At 41.8% G+C, this 19,874-nt stretch carries 21 protein-coding genes and 1 pseudogene; all 22 read right to left on the bottom strand.

The window, feature by feature from the left end; genetic code table 11:
- A pseudogene (locus tag ACIROD_RS19805) lies at positions 1-340 on the bottom strand (NADH-quinone oxidoreductase subunit C); the annotation flags it as partial.
- A complete protein-coding gene (locus ACIROD_RS19800; protein WP_170946902.1) occupies positions 341-817 on the bottom strand; it encodes a NuoB/complex I 20 kDa subunit family protein in 477 nt (158 codons plus the stop codon).
- 26 nt (positions 818-843) lie between these two features.
- Positions 844-1,218, bottom strand: coding sequence for an NADH-quinone oxidoreductase subunit A (locus ACIROD_RS19795; protein ID WP_076368347.1), 375 nt, complete (start codon positions 1,216-1,218; stop codon positions 844-846).
- A gap of 345 nt (positions 1,219-1,563) precedes the next feature.
- Complete coding sequence (locus tag ACIROD_RS19790) at positions 1,564-1,965, bottom strand: F0F1 ATP synthase subunit epsilon (RefSeq protein WP_034315803.1); 402 nt, start codon at positions 1,963-1,965, stop codon at positions 1,564-1,566.
- 25 nt (positions 1,966-1,990) lie between these two features.
- Positions 1,991-3,388 (bottom strand): F0F1 ATP synthase subunit beta, encoded by a 1,398-nt coding sequence (atpD, locus tag ACIROD_RS19785; RefSeq protein WP_352924052.1) that lies wholly within the window; start codon positions 3,386-3,388, stop codon positions 1,991-1,993.
- Positions 3,389-3,475: 87 nt separating this feature from the next.
- Complete coding sequence (locus ACIROD_RS19780) at positions 3,476-4,336, bottom strand: F0F1 ATP synthase subunit gamma (RefSeq protein ID WP_034315808.1); 861 nt, start codon at positions 4,334-4,336, stop codon at positions 3,476-3,478.
- A 37-nt stretch (positions 4,337-4,373) separates the two neighbouring features.
- Positions 4,374-5,882 carry a F0F1 ATP synthase subunit alpha gene (atpA, locus tag ACIROD_RS19775; protein WP_034315812.1) on the bottom strand — a complete coding sequence of 503 codons (1,509 nt, stop codon included), beginning with the start codon at positions 5,880-5,882 and terminating at the stop codon, positions 4,374-4,376.
- Between the two features lie 24 nt (positions 5,883-5,906).
- The gene (locus tag ACIROD_RS19770; RefSeq protein WP_096339142.1) at positions 5,907-6,443 is read right to left on the bottom strand and encodes a F0F1 ATP synthase subunit delta; all 537 of its coding nucleotides are present in this window, start codon (positions 6,441-6,443) and stop codon (positions 5,907-5,909) included.
- On the bottom strand, positions 6,440-6,958 hold the full coding sequence (gene atpF / locus ACIROD_RS19765) for a F0F1 ATP synthase subunit B (RefSeq protein ID WP_057278186.1): 519 nt from the start codon (positions 6,956-6,958) through the stop codon (positions 6,440-6,442). The genes ACIROD_RS19770 and atpF overlap by 4 nt, the downstream gene beginning before the upstream one ends.
- Before the next feature lie 150 nt (positions 6,959-7,108).
- Positions 7,109-7,333: a F0F1 ATP synthase subunit C gene (gene atpE, locus ACIROD_RS19760; protein ID WP_034315818.1), complete on the bottom strand. Its 225-nt coding sequence runs from the start codon at positions 7,331-7,333 to the stop codon at positions 7,109-7,111.
- 73 nt (positions 7,334-7,406) lie between these two features.
- Entirely contained in the window at positions 7,407-8,123 is a 717-nt protein-coding gene (gene atpB, locus ACIROD_RS19755; protein WP_402943338.1) for a F0F1 ATP synthase subunit A, read from the bottom strand.
- Positions 8,124-8,145: 22 nt separating this feature from the next.
- Positions 8,146-8,514 (bottom strand): ATP synthase subunit I, encoded by a 369-nt coding sequence (locus ACIROD_RS19750; protein WP_402943335.1) that lies wholly within the window; start codon positions 8,512-8,514, stop codon positions 8,146-8,148.
- Between the two features lie 286 nt (positions 8,515-8,800).
- Positions 8,801-11,026, bottom strand: coding sequence for a S8 family serine peptidase (locus ACIROD_RS19745; RefSeq protein ID WP_402943332.1), 2,226 nt, complete (start codon positions 11,024-11,026; stop codon positions 8,801-8,803).
- Between the two features lie 86 nt (positions 11,027-11,112).
- Entirely contained in the window at positions 11,113-12,255 is a 1,143-nt protein-coding gene (gene wecB / locus ACIROD_RS19740; protein WP_402943330.1) for a non-hydrolyzing UDP-N-acetylglucosamine 2-epimerase, read from the bottom strand.
- Between the two features lie 23 nt (positions 12,256-12,278).
- Positions 12,279-12,908, bottom strand: a complete 630-nt coding sequence (gene upp, locus ACIROD_RS19735) for a uracil phosphoribosyltransferase (RefSeq protein WP_101223839.1) — start codon at positions 12,906-12,908, stop codon at positions 12,279-12,281.
- Positions 12,909-13,145: 237 nt separating this feature from the next.
- On the bottom strand, positions 13,146-14,387 hold the full coding sequence (locus ACIROD_RS19730) for a serine hydroxymethyltransferase (protein ID WP_101223840.1): 1,242 nt from the start codon (positions 14,385-14,387) through the stop codon (positions 13,146-13,148).
- A 370-nt stretch (positions 14,388-14,757) separates the two neighbouring features.
- Positions 14,758-15,351 (bottom strand): TIGR01440 family protein, encoded by a 594-nt coding sequence (locus ACIROD_RS19725; RefSeq protein ID WP_101223841.1) that lies wholly within the window; start codon positions 15,349-15,351, stop codon positions 14,758-14,760.
- Positions 15,352-15,421: 70 nt separating this feature from the next.
- A complete protein-coding gene (gene rpiB, locus ACIROD_RS19720; RefSeq protein WP_101223842.1) occupies positions 15,422-15,868 on the bottom strand; it encodes a ribose 5-phosphate isomerase B in 447 nt (148 codons plus the stop codon).
- Positions 15,869-16,243: 375 nt separating this feature from the next.
- Positions 16,244-16,687 (bottom strand): low molecular weight protein arginine phosphatase, encoded by a 444-nt coding sequence (locus ACIROD_RS19715; RefSeq protein WP_260358793.1) that lies wholly within the window; start codon positions 16,685-16,687, stop codon positions 16,244-16,246.
- 144 nt (positions 16,688-16,831) lie between these two features.
- A complete protein-coding gene (locus ACIROD_RS19710; protein ID WP_101223844.1) occupies positions 16,832-17,398 on the bottom strand; it encodes a manganese efflux pump MntP in 567 nt (188 codons plus the stop codon).
- 75 nt (positions 17,399-17,473) lie between these two features.
- Complete coding sequence (locus ACIROD_RS19705) at positions 17,474-18,523, bottom strand: L-threonylcarbamoyladenylate synthase (protein WP_402943324.1); 1,050 nt, start codon at positions 18,521-18,523, stop codon at positions 17,474-17,476.
- Positions 18,524-18,813: 290 nt separating this feature from the next.
- Entirely contained in the window at positions 18,814-19,746 is a 933-nt protein-coding gene (spoIIR, locus tag ACIROD_RS19700; RefSeq protein ID WP_402943321.1) for a stage II sporulation protein R, read from the bottom strand.
- Positions 19,747-19,874: the final 128 nt, after the last annotated feature.

Below are 19,874 nucleotides of genomic sequence, written 5' to 3'. Positions count from 1 at the left end.
GCTTCGCTATATCCGTTTCATCTTCCGGCTTCTCCGCAGCTTCCTCTTTCGCCCGTTTTCGGGCCAATGCCGCCGCTTTCGCCTTGGCCGCTGCCGCCGACTTTTGCTTCGCTATATCCGTTTCATCTTCCGGCTTCTCCGCAGCTTCCTCTTTCGCCCGTTTTCGGGCCAATGCCGCCGCTTTCGCCTTGGCCGCTGCCGCTGACTTTTGCTTCGCTATATCCGTTTCACCTTCCGCATCCGCACTTTCAGCTTTCGCCTGTTTTCGGGCCAAAGCTACAGCCTTCGCCTTGGCCGCTGCCGCTGCCTTTTGCTTCGCTAAGTCTTCCTTTTCACTCATCTATATCACCCGCTTTCCGGTTTTCGCCTCGTAACGGATTTTTTCTTTTAACTTATTGATCCCATAAATAAGTGCAGCTGGGTTTGGGGGACAACCCGGTATATATACATCGACAGGTACAATTTGATCTACCCCTTTAACCACTGAGTATGAGTGAACATAAGGCCCACCAGCGGTTGCACAGGATCCCATTGCAATTACCCATTTAGGTTCTGGCATTTGTTCATATAATCTACTTATTATTGGAGCCATTTTTTTCGTTACCGTTCCGGAAACAATCATGACATCCGATTGTCTGGGTGATGTACGAAAAAATGACCCAAATCTGTCCAAATCATAATGTGATGAGCCGACACCCATCATTTCAATTGCACAGCATGCCAAACCGAAAGTCATTGGCCAGAGTGAGTTACTTCTAGCCCAGCCTTTTATTTGTTCAAGTGTGGATAAAAAAATACTGTGTCGCATTTCTTCCATTTCTGCGGGGGTAAGTTCATCCAATTTCAATTCCACTTTAACACCTTCTTTTTCCAAGCGTAGATTAACCCTAGCATAAGGATCAGGACAAAAAACAGCATTTCAATCAATGCAAACAGTCCGAGTTCATCATAAGCGACCGCCCATGGGTAAAGAAAAACCGTTTCCACGTCAAATATGACGAACATCAATCCGAATAGATAATACCTGACATTGAATTGAACCCTTGAATCCTGAAAAGGCTCGATTCCACTTTCATAAGTCGTATATTTCATATCTGTCGGTTTATAAGGCCTTAGCAGTCTACCAAGAAATAAAGCGATCACAGGCAATAAAATGCCGAGACAAAGGAAAACAAATACAATTAAATAATTATTTTGGTAAATATGCAGCTGTCCCATGTTCATCTCCTTTATGGATAAATCATGTTAAATGGGTTCAATTTAGATTTGCTTGTCTTCTTTTTGGATACCTTTTAAATATTATGCAGGGTGACATTCTTTTAGAAGCAACGTGAAAGGAGGGGGTATGAAGCAATAATTGTAAGCGTATACATTATAGCATTAGGCTAAAAGCATGTCGACGAGTTGAGGATTAAAATGGAAAATACTTTACTCTATAATTCGACTTTTTTTTCATCCTACAACCTTTTTTATTAAATATTACTATCCTCAAAAACCTTTTGATTTAAAAAAACACCTAATCCTACCACGAATGGCTTGATCAGGTGTTTTCATCAATTAAAGTTATCGCATTTCTGCAATTTGGATTCGGTTGATTGCACGTTTAAGCGCTAAATCAGCTCTTTTGGCATCATTTGATCCATCATTGTTCTGCAATCTTTGTTCAGCACGGGCTTTTGCTGCTTGAGCACGTGCAAGATCGATAGTTTCAGCTCTTTCAGCAGATTGAGCCAAAATGGTTACCACATCAGGGCGAACTTCCAAGAAGCCACCATTTACAGCTACATAGTCTGTGTTGCTTCCATTTTTAAGACGGACAGCACCGATGGTAAGAGGAGCTACAGTTGGAACGTGTCCAGCCATAATTCCAAGCTCACCGCTTTTAGCTTTAGTGCTTACCATTTCAACTTCTGCATCATATACTGGGCCATCGGGAGTAACAACATTGACTTTAATGGTCTTCATTTCATTCCCTCCTAGGTCCCTTTAATTAAGCCATTTCTTTTGCTTTAGCAACAACTTCTTCGATGCGGCCAACTAGACGGAAAGCATCTTCAGGAAGTTCGTCATATTTTCCAGCTAGGATATCTTTGAATCCTTGGACTGTTTCTTTAACTGGTACGTAAGATCCTTTTTGACCAGTAAATTGTTCAGCCACGTGGAAGTTTTGTGACAAGAAGTTTTGAATTCTACGAGCACGGGCAACGATTACTTTTTCGTCCTCGCTTAATTCGTCCATACCCAAGATCGCAATAATATCTTGAAGTTCTTTATATTTCTGTAAAGTTGATTGAACTTGACGAGCCACTTTATAGTGCTCAGCTCCAACGACTTCTGGGCTAAGGGCACGAGAAGAAGAAGCCAATGGATCAACTGCAGGGTAAATACCCATTTCAGAAAGTTTACGCTCAAGGTTAGTTGTTGCATCCAAGTGAGCGAAAGTTGTAGCTGGAGCCGGATCCGTATAGTCATCGGCAGGTACATAGATCGCTTGAATGGATGTAACAGAACCTTTATTGGTAGATGTAATACGTTCTTGTAATTGACCCATTTCTGTAGCAAGGGTTGGTTGGTAACCTACCGCTGAAGGCATACGGCCTAGAAGGGCAGAAACCTCAGAACCTGCTTGTGTGAAACGGAAGATGTTATCGATGAAGAAAAGAACGTCTTGTCCTTGTTCGTCACGGAAATATTCAGCCATTGTCAAACCACTTAGAGCTACACGCATACGTGCACCTGGTGGCTCGTTCATTTGTCCGAATACCATCGCTGTTTTCTTAATAACACCAGAATCAGTCATCTCGTAGAAAAGGTCATTTCCTTCACGAGTACGCTCACCTACACCAGCGAATACAGAGATACCGCCGTGCTCTTGTGCGATGTTATTAATAAGTTCTTGGATAAGTACAGTTTTACCAACACCGGCTCCACCGAAGAGACCGATTTTACCACCTTTGATGTAAGGAGCAAGTAAATCTACTACTTTAATACCAGTTTCAAGAATTTCAACTGTTGTTGATAAATCCTCAAAAGTTGGTGCTTGTCTGTGAATTGGATCACGGCGCACCTCTGCTGTAAGTGGTTCAAATAGGTCAATGTTTTCCCCTAATACGTTGAAAACGCGGCCTAGTGTTACTTCACCTACAGGAACGGAAATTGGAGCTCCTGTATCAACAGTCTCTGCACCACGGGTTAAACCATCAGTGGAAGACATTGCTACAGTACGAACTGTATTATCACCTAGTTGAAGGGCTACTTCAAGAGTTAGTCCTGTACCAGACGCTGTATTTTCGATTCTTAACGCGTTATAGATCTTAGGAAGTTGTCCGTCTTCGAATTTCACGTCAACAACCGGACCCATAACTTGAGTAACGCGTCCTATATTCATCGTTTTCCCTCCTAACGTTGCTTATAACGACAATCTAGTTTATGGAACGGCCAAGCATCGTCCGGTCCGACCGTCCCTTTAATGATTTTATTCTAAAGCTGCTGCACCGCCGACAATCTCAGTAATTTCTTGAGTAATTGCGGCCTGACGTGCACGGTTATATTGCAATGAAAGTGAATCAATCAATTCTTTAGCATTATCGGTCGCATTTTTCATTGCAGTCATACGTGCAGAGTGCTCACTTGCTTTACCATCTAACAAAGCACCATAAATTAAACTTTCTGCGTACTGAGGCAGTAATACCTCAAGAATTTCTTCTGCATTCGGTTCAAATTCATAAGAAGTCATTGCTGCATTGGAAGTATTGAAGTCAGCTAACGGAAGGACTTGCGTTTCCGTTACATCCTGCTGGATTGGGCTGACATAATGGTTATAGTACATGTAAAGCTCATCACACAGTTCATTTAGATACAAATTCACTGTTGATTTAGCAAGGGAGCTAATGTCAGCGAAAGAAGGCTGATCAGGAACTCCAGTTACTTCAAGCTCTACGTGCATGTTACGGCTGACAAAGAAATCACGGCCAACCCTTCCGATTGCGATAATGACGAACTCATCATTGGATTTATGGCGTTCAAGAATGGTTTTATGAACGTGGCGAAGGATACTACTATTGTATGCTCCTGCCAATCCGCGGTCCGATGTGATTACCAGGTAACCGGTCTTCTTCACTGGACGCGAGACAAGCATTGGATGAGATGCACCCGTACTTCCGTTCGCAATACTTGATACTACTTCTTGAATTTTATCCATATATGGAACATATGCTTTAGCATTAGCTTCAGCACGGTTCATTTTAGAAGCAGATACCATCTGCATCGCTTTTGTAATTTGACTCGTCTTTTTCGTTGAAGTAATCCGAGACTTAATATCGCGTAAAGAGGCCATTCATTCTCACCACCCTTTATAAATTAGTTAGACCTTATTATTCAGAAATAACGAAGTTCTTTTTGAATTCGTTAATTGCAGCAACGATAGCAGCATCTTCAGGAAGACCTTTAGTTGTGCGAATGTGATCTAATAATTCCGGATGAGAACGATCTAGGAACACATAGTATTCTTCTTCAAAACGAAGGATATCCGATACTGGAATATCATCTAAATGACCTTTAGTCAATGCATAGAAAATCATGACTTGTTTTTCAACTTTGATCGGTTTGTTTAGATCTTGTTTTAGAACCTCAACTGTACGAGCACCACGGTTAAGTTTTGCTTGAGTTGCAGCATCAAGATCAGAACCGAATTGAGAGAATGCTTCCAATTCACGATAAGAAGCCAAGTCTAGACGTAAAGTACCAGCAACTTTCTTCATCGCTTTAATTTGTGCAGATCCACCAACACGGGATACGGATAGACCAGCGTTAATCGCAGGACGTACACCCGAGAAGAACAAATCGGATTGCAAGAAGATTTGTCCATCAGTGATGGAAATTACGTTTGTTGGAATGTAAGCAGAGATGTCGCCTGCTTGTGTTTCAACAAATGGAAGCGCAGTGATTGAACCGGCACCTAAAGTGTCATTCAATTTAGCTGCACGCTCAAGTAAACGGGAGTGCAAGTAGAATACATCCCCTGGGAATGCTTCACGACCTGGAGGACGGCGAAGTAGCAAGGAAAGTTCACGGTATGCAGATGCTTGTTTAGAAAGATCATCATATACCACAAGAACGTGCTTGCCAGCGAACATGAACTCTTCACCCATAGTCACACCAGCATATGGCGCTAAGTATAAAAGTGGTGCTGGTTGAGAAGCTGAAGCAGATACAACAATTGTGTAATCCAATGCACCATTTTTCCGTAGTGTTTCAACAGTTCCACGAACAGTTGATTCTTTTTGACCGATAGCCACATAGATACAAATCATATCTTGGTCAGCTTGGTTAAGGATTGTATCGATCGCAACTGATGTTTTACCAGTTTGACGGTCACCGATGATTAACTCACGTTGTCCACGTCCGATAGGTACTAGCGCATCGATTGCTTTAATTCCTGTTTGTAATGGTTCATGAACAGATTTACGGTCCATAACACCTGTAGCAGGGCTTTCGATTGGACGAGTTTTTGTTGTAGCGATCGGACCAAGACCATCCAAAGGTTGTCCTAGCGGATTCACGACACGTCCGATTAATTCTTCTCCAACTGGTACTTCCATGATACGGCCAGTACGGCGTACTTCACTGCCTTCTTGAATGTCTCTGAATGGTCCAAGAATAACAACACCTACGTTATTTTGCTCAAGGTTTTGTGCTAATCCCATTGAACCATTAGAAAATTCTAAGAGCTCCCCAGCCATTGCATTGTCTAAACCATGAACGCGAGCGATACCATCACCAACAGTGATTACTGTACCTACATCGCTTACTTTAATTTCCGACTGATAGTTTTCAATCTGCTTTTTAATCAGCGCACTGATTTCTTCAGCTTTGATGCTCATGAATTTCACCCCTATCTGTGAATATTAACCTAATAGTTGTTTGCTAAGGCGATCAAGCTTCCCACGTATCGTTCCGTCATAAATACGGTTACCGATTTGAAGTTTGATACCGCCAAGAATATTGCTATCCGTAACATTAGTGATACGCAAATTACGTTTGCCGATCTTTGCAGCAAAAGCTGAAGACACAGCTTCCGCTTCAGCTTCAGTTAATGGATTTACTGTATAAACAGTCGCATCCGCAACTGAATTTTCTTCATTCGCAAGTTCAATGAACTCTTGTGCCATGGCAGTCACTTCACTTGTACGATGACGCTCCACCATTAACATTACAGTGTTTCGAACGGAAGACGAAAGACTTGCAAATGCATTTGCAAGCATTGTATTTTTTGCATCTCTAGTCATTTTAGGATGAGCCAAGAAGCTTAATAGATCTTTATCATTTGTGAAAACTTCATTCACTATGCGAAGCTCTTCTTCAAGTTGGTTAATGAGATTTTGCTCTTTCGCAATTTGGAAAAGAGCTACAGCATAACGTCCTGCTACAGTTATATCGCTCATTTACCTTCTCCTGCCTCTTGAATATATTCATTGATTAGTTTTTCTTGATCAGCTGATGAAAGTTCTTTCTCAATCACCTTAGAAGCGATCATGACAGATAATGAAGCTACTTGCTCGCGTAAGGCGGCAACTGCTTTTTCTCTCTCTTGAACGATTTCACGTTTTGCTGATTCTTTAACACGTTCAGCCTCTGCACGCGCTTGATTAATAATATCTTCGCGTTGTGCTTCGCCTTGTTGCTTAGCATTCTCTATAAGTTGTCCCGCTTCAGTGCGAGATTGTTTTACGATTTCACGCTGTTCTTCTAAATATTTCAGTGCTTCTTTTCTGCTAACTTCAGCTGCTTCAATTTCATTCGCAACATGCTCTTCACGTTCTTTCATGATGCCCATTAGCGGACCCCATGCAAACTTCTTAAGCAACGCTAACAAAATAATAAAGATTACAAGCTGGTATATGATATCCCCACCATTAAAGTGGACTGCTTGACCAAGAACAAAATTGCTTGTTAACACGCTCGGTTCACTCCCTTCATGAGATTCACTATTGAAGTTCTGTATTTTCGATTGACAGTATCACTGCCATAAATGTTCACTTTAACACAGAGCAATGGCGAAGGGTCTCCTTGGATCATCTTCGCCATTATTGAACTTTTTCAAGTTATCTTATTTACCCATTACAATAAACGCGATAACTACAGCGATGATTGGAAGTGCCTCAACTAATGCAATACCAACGAACATTGTAGTTTGAAGCATACCACGAGCTTCTGGCTGACGAGCCATTCCTTCAATTGTACGCCCAACGATAAGACCGTTACCAATACCCGCACCTAGTGCACCTAATCCAACTGCGATAGCAGCAGCTATAAGACCTAAAGAACCTGTCATGATAAATTTCCTCCTTGAAATGTTGTTTTATTTTTTTCATCAATATAATGTTCTAAATGAACAATATTTATAATTAATGGTCGTCACTTACTTTATGGGAAAGATAAACCATCGTTAACATAGTAAAGATAAAAGCTTGAATGGAGCCGACAAAGATACTAAATCCTTCCCAAGCTAACATCGGTAATGCAGCAGTGGCCGCACCCACAACACTACTTGTTCCTAGTCCAGCAAGTAAAGTTAATAGTAACTCACCCGCATAAATATTCCCGTAAAGCCGCAATCCTAGAGTTAACGTATTAGCGAACTCCTCAATAATCTTTAACGGAAACAAGAAACCCATTGGTTGGACATAAGTTTTGGCATAATTTTTCATGCCTCTCATCTTGATACCATAATAATGAGTTAAACCCATTACCATAACTGCCAAGGTTAAAGTTATTGCTGGATCTGATGTAGGTGATTTCCACCAAAGTTCATGCCCTATTACAATCGAGAACGGCAATCCTAACATGTTTGAAACAAATACGTACAATATTAATGTCATTCCTAACATAAGGAACTGACCACCCGTACGCCAATCCATATTGCTGTTGATGATGTTTTTCACAAAATCCATAACCCATTCGATAAAGTTTTGGATTCCTGTTGGCTTCATCGCAAGTTTTCGAGTTGCTGCTACAGCAATAATGAAGACAATGAGACTTGCGATAGTCATCATAAGAACATTAGCCAAGTTGAAATGTATTCCAGTATCCATAAATTCCCACATAGGAGCTTCATGATTCAACAGTATTCACCTCTCTTCTTTACTACCTACGTATGTTTTGCATAAAATAATCTATCATAATGACAAAGTAAACTGTCATTAATCCCATTACCACGCAGACCACTTGAAACTCGTCAGGATATCTCAATGCAATAATTGCAGCTAAACCCGCTACAGACATTCTAGTTAAACTACCAAGGGAGCGCGTTTTCTTACCTTCGGCAACCTCTTGAGCGAACTTTTTGTTTTTTTTGACCATTGACCAGAATATAAATAGGCTGAAGGCAGTTCCAAGCAATAATCCCTGGAAGACTGAATCATGTGAAGTGAAGCCCACCCCAAGTACATAAATACCCATTAAATACAACATGTATTTTAGCTGCCTATTGAACATTTTTTCCAATTCTAGCATTTTGTCATGTAATCTCCCTAGAAATATTGTAGTATCTGTGTTTAGCTAGGAGAATTTGCCCGTAACAAGTCCAAATAGAAGGTCAAAAACTCACTTCTATTTGACACGTTATTAACGTATGAAACCCCTCTCATTTTACATCCTTAGTTAGCATACAATAGGCTAGAATCAATGTCAATGAGTGGTTAGTGAAATTTGTCACAGGTTTGTAATTATTAACGAATTGTTCACAAATTATCTTTTTTCTTCTATTGACATCCGTTTTATTTTACTTATTGTACTCTGTTCACTCAATAAGTAACGTCTTTTCTATCCGATCTTCCCTTCCGCCCCTTCTCGCAAATATTATCGCTTTATACACTCCTTTAGGCGGCAAGTCCTTTTTCAATACATCTTTTTTGATCAAACCGGAAGGTGCCGATCTCGACCAATCCAAATATCCAGCGAATTTCAAGGTATCCTCCTCATATAGGGCAATACCGAATTCTTCAGCCCCCAGCGGAAGGTACATTTCGTATCGATATGTGCCAGCCTGGTCCCCTTGGCCAAAATCAAATCCCATTACCCTTGGATAATCAGGCTCTTCTTTTACATATAAATAAGGAAGTGATATTCTTTTGGTTCCTTCCATTATTATGAGGTATCCATCAAAGACTCCCTTTTTAAGCTCGGCTGGGTTGACCTGCAGTCCCACTTTAATCTGTTTCTTTTCCTTTGGATTCAATGTAAGGGATTTCGGCAATTCCCAAGTGAGCCCTGTCTCTTTTAATGGGACCATAAAAGAGTACTTCCTCATTTTCGTTCCGGTATTTTCTATGACTATCGTTTCATGATGCTCTTCAATTCCTTCTTTCTTTGTGTACATTCCAAAGGACAATGAGCTAGGATTCAAGAGCGTGTCCGCTTTTAATGCTTCGTCGACCTGAATGCGTCCAGCCCCCTGTTCATATGTGTGATAAAATTGATTCGCAGATTTCCTCAATGGCTTTGAAGTGCTCATCAATGCAGATTTCACTTGATCAGGAGTCCAATCCGGGTGTTTTTGCAGGATTAACGCGACTGCTCCTGCAACATGCGGTGCGGACATACTTGTTCCATCCAAGGACATATATCCTTTAGGAACGGTGCTTTCAATTTCCACTCCCGGTGCCAATACGTCAGGCTTTATTCCCCATGATACAGTTACCGGTCCCCTTGAGCTAAAATCAGCGAGCCTATCCTGCTCGTTCTTATAAACAAATTGAACGGTTTTGCTTTGCCCTTGCTCCATGATTTGCTTAAGCTGCATTCCATCTCTTCTATTAATAGAAGCAGCTGGGATGTTCATTTCCTTTTCCAAGCTTCCAGTAAAGGTACCGCTCGTATTATTATAAACAATTACCCCCTTTGCACCTGCCTTTTCTGCATTGGATACTTTCTGCTGGAAGGTAAGTGTGCCTCGTTCCATCAAAACAATCTTATCCCGAACATGTTTCAGGTCCTTTTCATTACCCAGTCCCCCATATATGACATCCTCGGAAAACGTCAGGTTCCATTTTTTAGAGCCTTGAAACAAGGTTAAATGCGATTGATGCTTTTTCGATCCAAGTCCGTAAATCATATACGGAACCCTTAAGGGAGGAGTCGATGCCCCAACGGAAATCGCTTTTTCCGCTGTTCCGGGTGAGCCGACGGTCCATACAGCCGGACCGGAATTCCCATTTGATGTCACGGCAACTATTCCGCTTTCCACAGCCTTATTCAATGCAAGGGAGATAGGCAAATCAGGGCCATTGACGTTATTGCCAAGAGAGAGGTTCAATACATCCACCTTATCCTTCATGGCTGACTCAATAGCCGTCAAGACTTGATCCGTATCTCCTGCTCCACCTGGTCCCAAAGCTCGATATGCATATATCTCCGCCTCTGGTGCGACACCTTTCATTTTTCCATTGGCTGCAATGATGCCTGCCACATGAGTACCGTGTAATGTATTCAGGTCGCCTTGATTTTTGGTTTCCATCGGGTCTTCATCACCATCAACCAGATCCTTGCCACCTTTATATGCTCGTTGCAAATCTGGATGTGTATAATCAATGCCAGTATCGATAATCCCTACTTTTACCCCTTTCCCGGTTATCCGGTGATTCTCCTTATCAAAGAAACCCCTGACCCTGCCTCCTCCTATGTACGGGACACTTTCATCCAACACGGCTTGATAAACGGATACTTCCGTTACAGCCTGAATTTCGTCCTCCTTTTTAAGTTGTTCTATCTCATTCATCTTCCCATGAAGGGAAAATCCATTCAGGGCAACCGAATAAACATTCCGTAATTGAAGGGATGGGTATTTTTCAAGCAGTTTTTCGATCTTTTCCCGTTGAAACGCCTTATCCATCGTGACAACAACCGTTACTTCCTTAGATTCTGATAGTTTTGGTAAAGGCGGCAGAATGACGGATGCCAATCCCTTTTCATTTTGATAAATAAATACAAAAAGGAAAACAAACACTAGAAACGTTTTCTTTCCCAACATAATCATCCCCTTAGCAGTTATCTTTTCTCAACAACCTTGGAGTATGCAAATAAAAAAAGGAAAAGCGCATGGCTTTTCCTTTTTTATGAGTCAAATCTAGTTGGTGGCATATTTATTTGCTTAAAATAGTAACGGATGGCTTCAGCTATGCGGACCGAAGCGTTTCCGTCCCCATATGGATTTGAAGCTTTGGACATTTTTTCGTGCACCTCTTGATCCGTGAGCAATTCATGTGCCAAATTATAAATGGTTTGTTCATCAGTACCCGCCAACCTTAAGGTTCCAGCCGCAATCCCCTCAGGACGTTCCGTCGTATCCCTTAAAACCAGGACAGGTACACCAAGTGACGGTGCCTCTTCCTGGATTCCTCCAGAATCAGTCAAAATCAGATAGGCTCTTGAAGCGAAGTTATGGAAATCCAGAACATCCAGCGGCTCGATCAAATGAATCCGCGGATCGTCGCCGAGAATTTCGTTCGCCAATTCCAGAACAAGAGGATTTAAATGGACAGGATATACCACTTGAACATCATCATGCTCAGCAATGATTTTCTTCACGGCCCTGAAGATATTCCTCATGGGTTCACCTAGATTTTCCCTGCGATGGGCGGTAAGCAAAATGAGCCTGTCTTCTCCAAGTCCATTTAAAACCGGATGTGAATAAGTGGACCGTACAGTCGTTTTTAAAGCATCGGTTGCTGTATTTCCCGTCACGAAAATATTATCCTTCTTGTTTTCGTTAAGCAGATTCTCCTCCGCCTTCGAAGTCGGTGCAAAATGCAAATCCGCCAGCGTACCGGTAAGCTGTCGATTCATCTCTTCCGGATAAGGGGAATACTTATTCCAGGTGCGCAGCCCTGCTTCTACATGCCCAATGACAATCTGATTATAAAAGGCAGCCAGACTTGCGACGAACGTTGTGGTTGTATCTCCATGTACAAGAACAATATCAGGCTTAGCTTCCTTCATTACGGAATCAAGACCATTTAATGCTCTTGTTGTAATGTCAGCAAGCGTTTGCCTTTCCTTCATTATGTCCAAGTCATAATCCGGCTGAATGGAAAATAGTTCGAGAACTTGATCTAACATTTGACGATGCTGAGCCGTAACAGCAACGATCGGCTTGAAATGTTCTGGGTGTTTTTGAAATTCGAGTACTAAGGGAGCCATTTTGACAGCTTCTGGTCTCGTCCCGAAAATGGTCATGACTTTTATCGGTTTGTTCATTCGTGACACCTCAGCTTCTTTCCTTATTTTGTGCCGAATAAACGATCTCCTGCGTCTCCAAGACCTGGAACGATATAACCATGTTCATTCAGTTTTTCGTCAAGGCCAGCAATATAAATATCAACATCTGGATGGGCTTCTTTTAATGCGTCCACACCCTCTGGAGCTGCAATCAAACACATGAATTTAATATTCACTGCACCGCGCTTTTTAATGGAATGGATCGCTTCGATTGCTGATCCGCCAGTGGCTAACATCGGGTCAACGACAATGCATTCCCTTTCTGCCAAATCACTTGGCATTTTCGCATAATATTCAACAGGTTTCAAAGTTTCAGGATCACGGTAAAGGCCAACATGTCCGACCTTTGCAGCAGGAATCAGCTTAATGATTCCGTCCACCATCCCGATGCCTGCACGTAAAATCGGGACGATTCCCACTTTTTTACCAGAAAGCATTTTCACTTTCGCCGTGCTTACAGGCGTTTGGATTTCCACCTCTTCTAGCGGCATATCCCTCGTGATTTCAAATGCCATCAATGAAGCGACTTCATCCACTAGTTCACGGAATTCTTTTGTTCCTGTATTTATATCACGTATATAGGCTAATTTGTGTTGAATTAACGGGTGATCGAAAACATAAACTTTTCCCATTTAGCATCTCTCCAATTCCATTGCTTAGTTTTGCGCTTTTTTATGATTTCCCTAATCGAATAGAAAAATTTTCGTGTCTTTTTAAATTCACTTCAACCTATTTTACAGAAAAACGATTCAATCTTCAATAAAGGTTTAGATGTCAGACCTATTTTCACTATTCGGATTCTTCTCACATACTGACTCCCATAAGGTATAAAAAAACCGCTCCCTTTAGAAGGAAGCGGCTCAAGAATATTACAATGAAGGATATAATTCAAATTTGTTCGCTAATGTTTCAACACGCTGTTTTGCTTCTTCAAGTTTAGCTGCGTCCTCATTATTTTTCAAAACAAGTCCGATGATTGCAGCTATTTCATCCATGTCATCCAATCCGAAGCCACGTGATGTCACTGCCGCAGTCCCAATACGAATACCACTTGTAACGAATGGTTTTTCCGGGTCATAAGGAATCGCATTTTTGTTAACGGTAATACCGATTTCATCCAAAACATGCTCTGCGATTTTTCCCGTTAATCCAGTAGAGCGAACATCAAGAAGAATCAAGTGATTGTCCGTTCCATCAGAAACAAGTGTGAACCCTTCTTTCTTCAAACCCTCGCCCAAACGTTTAGCATTGTCGATGATTTGTTGTGCATACACTTTAAAATCATCTTGAAGCGCTTCTCCGAATGCAACAGCCTTAGCTGATATGACATGCATCAATGGACCGCCTTGAATTCCAGGGAAGATGGATTTATCGATCTTCTTACCGAATTCTTCTTTACAGATGATCATTCCGCCGCGTGGTCCGCGAAGTGTTTTATGAGTAGTTGTCGTTACAAAGTCAGCATAAGGAATTGGGCTTTGGTGTAAACCAGCTGCAACCAAACCTGCAATATGTGCCATATCGACCATTAAATAAGCACCGACTTCATCTGCAATTTCGCGGAATCGCTTGAAATCAATTTCCCGTGGGTATGCACTTGCACCCGCTACGATCAATTTCGGTTTGTGCTGACGAGCTTTTTCCAAAACATCATTGTAATCGATACGGTGATCTTTTTCGTCTACACCATATTCAACGAAGTTGTAGTTAACACCACTGAAGTTAACTGGGCTTCCATGTGTTAAATGACCTCCATGCGAAAGGTTCATTCCAAGCACTGTGTCGCCGGTTTGAAGCACTGTAAAGTAAACGGCCATATTGGCTTGAGCTCCAGAGTGCGGCTGTACGTTCACATACTCCCCGCCGAAAATTTCTTTCGCACGCTCACGTGCTAGATCTTCAACGATGTCTACATACTCACATCCGCCATAGTAACGTTTTCCAGGGTATCCTTCTGCATACTTATTAGTTAAGACCGACCCTTGTGCTTCCATGACAGCTTCACTCACGAAGTTTTCAGAAGCAATAAGCTCAATTTTACTTCTTTGACGCCCTAATTCCAGTTGAATTGCGTTAAACACTTGCTCATCTTGCTTTGCTAAACGATTCATTCCGTAATTCCTCCTCAAATTGTGCGTGATTCGCTTTTTAGTATTTATGTGCAACATGCCTTCAAAAAAGCATGAAAAAGCCTTACCAATAATTATTAGAAAATTCTACTCCATTTTAACATGTCTAATTTAGAAGTGATAGTCTAATTTTATCGAACATTAAATGTTTTTTTATTTAAAAATGTTCGTATTTGACATCAAAATCATGGTAAATAGCCCTTTCACCCTATATTTAACGAGCGAAAACTCCATTCTATTAGCACTCCCAAATAGAGATTTTTCTTGTGGACCTTAGCTTTAGCTTTACGATTTTGAACAGATTCTATTAAAAAACAGCATTCCCCATCCGAGAAATGCTGTCTCACTTACCTTAAGTACAACTCTTGTTTTCAGAGATGTCCTGATAAACGGCCCGTTCCCCGCCAATCAGTTTCGGGCGGGTTTTGGCCATGGTCACATGTGCATGCCCTATTTCTTTAATGGCAGAGCGGATTGGAACCGCCACATGCTTCAGATGCATGCCAATGAAGGTGTCTCCAATGTCTATCCCCGCATCCGCTTTAATATGTTCAACGACGACAGCATCTTTCCATTGCTGATAGGCGTACGTCGCCATCGATCCCCCAGCTGTCCTTACAGGTACAACCGAAACTTCTTCATAATCATATCGAATCGCGGTTTCCCTTTGCAAAACCAACGCCCTGTTAAGATGCTCACAACATTGATATGCAACCTGAACACCCGTTTTCACTTGAAAATCCCTCACTACGGAAAAAATCATCCCTGCAACATCGAGCGTCCCTTCAGTACCGATCCTTTTCCCGATCACTTCACTTGTACTGCAGCCGATTACCAGTAGCTGTTTCTCTTTTAAAGCCGTCTGTTCTTGAAACTCATGTAAAAGCTCCCGAAACTGGTTTTCCCATATCTCAAGCTCATTTGAAAATGTAGCATCACTTATCATGAAAACGCATCCTTTCAAAAAGAAAACTTGCTAACAAAAAGAAAAGGGGTCTCTCCAAAAACCATAAAAATTAGCTTTGTTTACCTTCATACTCCGCAATCTTACCGATCCTGTTTTGATGACGTCCGCCTTCAAATTCCGAAGTCAGCCATGTTTGTGCAATTTCCCTGGCCAGACCCGGGCCAATGACACGTTCGCCCATCGCTAACATATTAGTATCATTATGCTGGCGGGTCAACTTCGCACTATAGACATCATGAACCAACGCACATCTAATTCCTTTAACCTTATTAGCAGCGATGCTCATTCCGATTCCAGTTCCACAGATTAAAATGCCCCGATCGAACTCACCGCGTGCCACTTTTTCAGCAACAGGCAAGGCATAATCAGGATAATCCACCGAAGTAGTGCATTCACAGCCAAAGTCCTCAAATGGAATCTGTAACTCATTCATTAAATTCTTTATTTCTTCACGGATATGTATACCACCATGATCAGAAGCAATCGCAACTTTCATCATAATCCTCCTCTAGCTTTTTCAATTGATTTTATTGTGTCACAAAATTATGAAAAGATAAAGGATGTCCATCCTTTTTCCCCCTCAAAGAAGCAGGAAACCGCCTTGGGTTTCCTGCTGTAAAATGTCAAGAGTGAAGCGGGTAATGATCCTGTTCAACTTTTCCGCTTGCACTTTAAGTTCCATTGCCGATTTTTCGACATTTCCAATGACTATGAGCTTGTTCGCTTGTCAGCTGTCACTTCTTCCGCTCCAGCAGATGTTTCTTCTGCAATAGCAGCAACTTCTTGTGCTGCCTTGATCGTACACTTTCCAATTGACGGTCAACAAGCTTAGTAATATCTTTTACTGCAGCGACCACATTATGTACCCTGTTTACTTTTTAAGCCTTAAGACTAATTCTTCAATTAATTCCTGCAGCTCCCTGAAAGTTTCCCGATAAATGCCTTCAGAACCGCCAAACGGATCTATTATGTCCTTATCATAATTATCATCAATAATGAATTCTTTTAAAGTAAAAGTCTTATCGGCCATCTGGGGATATGCACGGGTAATGACCGATTTATGCCCTTCCGTCATGGTGAAAATATGAGTCGCCCATTCCATTTCCTTCTCGGATAAAGGCGTTGAATGATGATTATGCACTATATCATTTTCAACCAATACATTTTTTGCATGCGTTGAAGCATCCTGGCCTGATGAAGCATACACGCCAGCGGACTTCACTTCAACGCCCGCAATATTTTTATTTTTCAATATCGCTTCTGCCATCGGGCTTCTGCATGTGTTGCCTGTACATACAAATAATACACGGATCATTTATGACGCCTCCTTTTTTATTCATTATAAGCTATCGCCCGTTTATTATAGTCAAAAAAATCACTCTCAACATGTCTTAGGAAAAAATAAAACCGCCCCGGTAATCGGAACAGTTGAGGAAGGATAGATATGAAGTCAAGCGGCTCAAAAAGAGAACAATAATTTCAATCCAAACGCACATAGAATGCTTCCGCCAAGAATCTCACTATACACGCCTAGCAAACCCTGAATTTTTCTACCCAGCAAAAGCCCTGCCCACGTTAATAGGGTGGCAGCAAACCCAAAGCAGAGAATGGTTAAAATCGTTTTTGCACCGTAGATCCCCAGGGTCAATCCTACCGAGAAGCTGTCCAGGCTTACCCCTAAAGCAAAAATGAATAGACCTTTCCCGACAGGAGCCAGCATCTTATTTTCCCTGATACCAGCTCCATCCTTTTTACCAGGGATAAACATCTGTATACCAAGAATGATCAACAATAGACCGCCGGCGTATGTAGCGAAGGTCCCGAATTTTTCTGAAATGAAACGGCCTGCGCCCATTCCAAGCAAGGGCATCCAAATATGAAAAAAGCCAACTGTCAGCCCTATAAAAAGAATTTGCCTCAACCTTAGCTTAAACATTCCCATTCCAAGGCCGACTGAAAAGGCATCCATTCCCAACGCGAATGCCATTAGCAATAAGGTGATGATTTCTCCAGCAAATGTATTCATTCCAATCCTCCCTCGGACGTGCCTACTACATGTTATGCATGTCCGAAAAGAAATAGAAGAATAAATCAGTCCTTATTACACATGTTCCTTGATGATTTGATGACCTGCAGCCTTCTCAAGCCGGTTCATGACCGCTGCTCCTATTCCATGGTCAGGAAACATTTCACTAAAAATGACATCGACCTCCAGCTCATCAAACTGTCTTAAAGCATCATATAAGCCTGTCGCAACAGTATGTAAATCAGCTAATGAACCTGGGACGACCACATAATCGGCCTTATAATCCTGTTGATGTTCATAAGCAGTTATGATGCCCACCTTTAACCCGTCACTTCTTTTCTCATCCACAAGCTTCTGAAGGAAAGCTTGATTACCCTTGACTAAATATAAAGGGGCCTTCGGAGCATAGTGGGTATATTTCATGCCCGGGGCTTTTGGCGCCGTTTCCTGATTCTTCAAAGCGACATCTTGCCGGACTTCCCCTATCACAGCTTCCAGCTGTTCCAGGGTCACTCCGCCGGGCCTTAATATAACAGGGATTTCAACAGTGCAATCAAGTACTGTGGATTCTACGCCCACACCGGTAGTCCCGCCATCGACTATGCCTGCAATCCGGCCCATTAAGTCAGCTTCAACATGTTTAGCTGAAGTGGGACTCGGTTTCCCAGAAGTATTTGCACTTGGAGCCGCAATGGGCAAATCACTCGCACGAATAAGGCCGAGGGCAACCTGGTGATCCGGCATCCTGACAGCCACCGTTTCCAATCCAGCTGTCACAAGATTTGATAGCTGGCCCGGTTTTCGTTTCATGATCAAAGTCAAAGGACCCGGCCAAAATTCTGCCATTAGCTTCCTGGCCTGTTCCGGAATCTCTTCTACAATACCTGACAGCTGTTCTTCAGAGGCTATATGAACGATTAAAGGATTATCACTCGGACGCCCCTTTGCTTCGAACACTTTTTTGACCGCATCGTCATTTTTGGCATTCGCACCTAGTCCATAAACAGTCTCTGTAGGAAAAGCAACCACTTGGTTAGCCTTTAATAATTCAGCTGATTGTGCAATCTGGGGATAACTTTGTAAATTATCCACATTTTTATCCACTGACCAAATTTTCGTTTTCATTTTGAACATCATCGCCTTTTAACATTTCTTATTTTATATAATCGCTTTAATATGAACGATATTTTCAATTTAACGTACTAATTTCACTTAAAAGATACTTTGAAAGTATAAAAGAAGTATACACATAATTCAAGTGTTATCCACAAATTGGGGATAACCATATCGAATCCGTGGATAAGTTTGTGGATATTAAAGATTAATGACAGATTTTTTTGATTTTTTGTTAATAACCCTGTGGATATGTTTTTATAATTATCTGAAAGTAAAAAAAAAGGGCCGCTGCCCCCTTTTTAAAATAGATCATTGAAGATTTCCGCAAACAAGGATTTCACTTCCACCTCAGGCTCCTTTTCCCCTTCATATAATTGCTGAGCTTGTTCATTGGATGCCGCAAGTTCAACCTTGTTATCTTCAACATTCCCATCATTGACTTCCTTCGCCACTTGTTCCTTATCTTTTACTGCCATCACTTCTTCTTTTACCTCTTGCTCAGCAACCTCGTCTTTTACCGTTTCTTCCGTTTCTTCCTCTTTTACATTCTCCTCCATTACCTCTTCTTCAACTTCTTCCTCGGGCCCTTTTTCTTTTTCAGCCAACACTACTTCAGTTTCTCCCTCTGCAACAGGTTCACTCTCTTCATTCGTTGCTGCATACGCCTTCCCATCCGAAGTCAGGGATCCTTCATCTTCTTCCTCGACAATCGGACTTTGACTTACAGCCGTCCCATTTGAAAAATCCAAGAAACATAATGGCGGAAATAGAACACACCACCAATTAGCGCCTTCCCCTTCACCAAGTGTGATAATCACCGCTTCATAATCCCCTGCAGGATATAAATACTGCCCGTAGAGTTTTGTCGGAAATTCCGCTTGTCCAAAATCGACTTTTACTGACTGCTCCAAACCCTGTTCCTTTATAACTGCCTCAGCTGTCGCCTGGATATCCGGTAGATGCGAGGTGATCACATCCCTCGCTTCATCCAAAGAAGTAAGCTCCTCGACCCACTTTGTGATATCTTCATTTACCTCATCCCTAATAAGACGTTTAACCGCTTGATCCTTTTCTGCATCACTATTAGCAAGTATCCGCAGACGAATCGCCTCATCCGGGATCACCTTCGTATCTTCTGCACCGACCATCTCCGCTTTAGGCATATATATACTTACGATCGTTCCTATAGTTAAGATTAATAGATAGATAATGGCTAAATGTTTTGTTTTCATCGCCTTCGCCCCCTCACATGAATTAGTCTCACCATTTTCAAGCTATCTTAAACTAGTAAAAATAAAAAAAGTTGATAGCTGGAAATATAGATTCCAAAGGATAATGAGGGTGGTGCCCATAAAAAAAT

It is taken from the genome of Peribacillus sp. NPDC101481 (genome assembly GCF_044767165.1).
Taxonomy (GTDB): domain Bacteria; phylum Bacillota; class Bacilli; order Bacillales; family DSM-1321; genus Peribacillus.
This window is presented reverse-complemented; position numbering and strand designations above follow the sequence as displayed.

Coding starts and splice junctions, on each gene's coding strand:
- ACIROD_RS19800 (WP_170946902.1), bottom strand. CDS start 817: ATGGAAGAAATGCGACACAGTATTTTTTTATCCACACTTGAACAAATA.
- ACIROD_RS19795 (WP_076368347.1), bottom strand. CDS start 1,218: ATGGGACAGCTGCATATTTACCAAAATAATTATTTAATTGTATTTGTT.
- ACIROD_RS19790 (WP_034315803.1), bottom strand. CDS start 1,965: ATGAAGACCATTAAAGTCAATGTTGTTACTCCCGATGGCCCAGTATAT.
- atpD (WP_352924052.1), bottom strand. CDS start 3,388: ATGAATATAGGACGCGTTACTCAAGTTATGGGTCCGGTTGTTGACGTG.
- ACIROD_RS19780 (WP_034315808.1), bottom strand. CDS start 4,336: ATGGCCTCTTTACGCGATATTAAGTCTCGGATTACTTCAACGAAAAAG.
- atpA (WP_034315812.1), bottom strand. CDS start 5,882: ATGAGCATCAAAGCTGAAGAAATCAGTGCGCTGATTAAAAAGCAGATT.
- ACIROD_RS19770 (WP_096339142.1), bottom strand. CDS start 6,443: ATGAGCGATATAACTGTAGCAGGACGTTATGCTGTAGCTCTTTTCCAA.
- atpE (WP_034315818.1), bottom strand. CDS start 7,333: ATGACAGGTTCTTTAGGTCTTATAGCTGCTGCTATCGCAGTTGGATTA.
- ACIROD_RS19750 (WP_402943335.1), bottom strand. CDS start 8,514: ATGCTAGAATTGGAAAAAATGTTCAATAGGCAGCTAAAATACATGTTG.
- wecB (WP_402943330.1), bottom strand. CDS start 12,255: ATGAACAAACCGATAAAAGTCATGACCATTTTCGGGACGAGACCAGAA.
- upp (WP_101223839.1), bottom strand. CDS start 12,908: ATGGGAAAAGTTTATGTTTTCGATCACCCGTTAATTCAACACAAATTA.
- ACIROD_RS19730 (WP_101223840.1), bottom strand. CDS start 14,387: ATGAATCGTTTAGCAAAGCAAGATGAGCAAGTGTTTAACGCAATTCAA.
- ACIROD_RS19725 (WP_101223841.1), bottom strand. CDS start 15,351: ATGATAAGTGATGCTACATTTTCAAATGAGCTTGAGATATGGGAAAAC.
- rpiB (WP_101223842.1), bottom strand. CDS start 15,868: ATGAAAGTTGCGATTGCTTCTGATCATGGTGGTATACATATCCGTGAA.
- ACIROD_RS19715 (WP_260358793.1), bottom strand. CDS start 16,687: ATGATCCGTGTATTATTTGTATGTACAGGCAACACATGCAGAAGCCCG.
- ACIROD_RS19710 (WP_101223844.1), bottom strand. CDS start 17,398: ATGAATACATTTGCTGGAGAAATCATCACCTTATTGCTAATGGCATTC.
- ACIROD_RS19705 (WP_402943324.1), bottom strand. CDS start 18,523: ATGAAAACGAAAATTTGGTCAGTGGATAAAAATGTGGATAATTTACAA.
- spoIIR (WP_402943321.1), bottom strand. CDS start 19,746: ATGAAAACAAAACATTTAGCCATTATCTATCTATTAATCTTAACTATA.